This window comes from Bacillus sp. AP50, from assembly GCF_040492675.1.
GTDB classification, from domain to species: domain Bacteria; phylum Bacillota; class Bacilli; order Bacillales; family Bacillaceae_G; genus Bacillus_A; species Bacillus_A cereus.
The window spans coordinates 1-2,145 of the sequence record NZ_JBEUTW010000702.1; the positions used below are offsets into that span (position 1 = coordinate 1).

Consider the following 2,145-nt stretch of genomic DNA (forward strand, 5'->3'; position numbering starts at 1 on the left):
AACTAATACAGCTTCAAACAAAGGACACAATTGCTACATACTAAGTGTAATTTATTACCTATTCAAAATTCTGTCTATTCAATCTTTCTAAAAATAAAAAAAGATTAAACTTATAAATATACAAGTTATAATGAGGGCGTCGAGACACAATTTATTACCTCTAGAGAAAATATCAAACCTCGTTTTGGATTAAAAATTCTAAAGAACTTGCCAGTAATTTTTTAAAATTGGACATACTGATATGATTACTATACGGAGGATAGCAGATTAGAAGGGAAGTTTATTCAACTCAATAAAGAAAGCGTTATCAAAAAACTTGTTTTGAATCGATCATTCTAATAACTTAGATTCAACTACAGCTGAAAATAATAAATTATGGGGGTGCTTATATGAACATGAATGTAGCATCTATTAAAGAAAAAAAGATTGTTAAATACAAAAGTTGTTTTGATGTGATTGGGCCCATAATGATAGGCCCTTCAAGTTCACATACTGCAGGTGCTTTGGCTATTGGAACAGTTGCTAATAAATTATTTCAAGGTCTTCCCAAAAAAGTTGTGGTAAAGTATTATGAATCATTTGCTGAAACCCATAAAGGTCACGGAACTGATTTTGCAATTATTGCTGGTATATTAGGCTTAGCTGCTGATGACAGCAAAGTACCAGATGCTATTAAAATAGCAGAGTCTAAGGGAATTGACATTACCTTTATTGAACAATTGGGTAATAGTCCTGCTGGTCATCCAAATACGGCAGATGTATATGCAGAGGATGAAAGTCGAAGTATTAGAGTAATGGGTATTTCGGTCGGTGGTGGGTTGATTGAAGTCAAAAATGTTGAAATTGATGGATTTAGCTTAAATCTGCAGGGGCCATTGCCAGTTGTTATTGCGATTTCAGAAAGAGCTGACTTTGAATTTGTTTTACGCAGGATCTTTAAACAATATGATGTGGAAATTAACAACTTTCATAGTTTGGAAGATAAAACAAAATATTTATATGCATTCGCTTTGGATTCGATATTGCCAGGTAATGCTCAGAAGGAATTAGGAGATTTAAGCAATATAGCTAATCTTATTATTCTTTAGTCACATTAAGGAGTGAAAAATATGTATATGGCCATAAAAGAAATTGTGGATGCAGCTAATAAAAGCCAAAAGCAAATTTATGAATTAGCAATCGAACAGGAAATCAAACAAACTAAAACTTCTTATGAAGAAGTATGGAGTAAAATGGAACGAAATTTAGCGACTATGCAACATGCAATAAATAAAAGTATCGAGGGCGACGGTGTATTTTCTCCAACAGGTTTGACCGGAGGGGATGCTGTAAAAATTAAAAACTATCGAGAAAATAGGAAAACTCTTTCTGGAGATTTGATGGTGTTAGGGATTCAAAGTGCTATCGGTGTTAATGAAGTAAATGCTGCATTAGGAGCTATTTGTGCAACTCCAACAGCAGGTGCGAGTGGGACGATTCCGGGAGTCCTATTTAGTATTAAAGATACGTTGCAGTTAAGTCATGAAGATATGATTCATTTTCTATTCACTTCAGCGTTATTTGGAACGATAGTCGCAAACAACGCTTGTATTTCAGGAGCGTATGGAGGATGTCAAGCTGAAGTAGGAAGTGCCTCAGCGATGGCGGCTGCAGCTGCGGTAGAAGCTGCGGGTGGAACGCCACAGCAATCTTCTGAAGCTTTTTCGATTGCATTACAAAATTTACTCGGTTTAGTTTGTGATCCGGTCGCTGGTTTGGTAGAAATTCCTTGTGTAAAGAGAAACGCCATTGGAACGGCAAATGCTTTAGCAGCAGCGGACATCGCATTAGCTGGCGTAAACAATCTCATCAATGCTGACGAAGTGATTGAAGCCATGTATAGAGTTGGAAGACAGATGCCTCGCGAATTAAGAGAGACAGGTTTAGGTGGTATTGCAGCTACACCTACAGGAATTTCCATTAAAAATAAAATCTTTGGGGAGAAACAATCAAATCAATAAGTTATCGAATATATTGTGAAGTTTTTAACAATCTTTACTCTATTGTTCGCCTAAGGATGTCTGTATATTGGGGGAGTTATCAATAAAATATACTACTATATAATTAAAATATTTTATAAGTGGTAACAAACCCTTCAGGTTGATG

The 2,145-nt window shown here is 35.5% G+C and carries 2 protein-coding genes; both read left to right on the forward strand.

What is annotated here, in order from left to right:
- Positions 1 to 389: 389 nt before the first annotated feature.
- Positions 390 to 1,088, forward strand: a complete 699-nt coding sequence (locus tag ABWK52_RS28590) for a serine dehydratase beta chain (protein WP_001056999.1) — start codon at positions 390 to 392, stop codon at positions 1,086 to 1,088.
- A gap of 21 nt (positions 1,089 to 1,109) precedes the next feature.
- Positions 1,110 to 2,000: an L-serine ammonia-lyase, iron-sulfur-dependent, subunit alpha gene (gene sdaAA, locus ABWK52_RS28595; protein ID WP_000281779.1), complete on the forward strand. Its 891-nt coding sequence runs from the start codon at positions 1,110 to 1,112 to the stop codon at positions 1,998 to 2,000.
- Positions 2,001 to 2,145 lie beyond the last annotated feature (145 nt).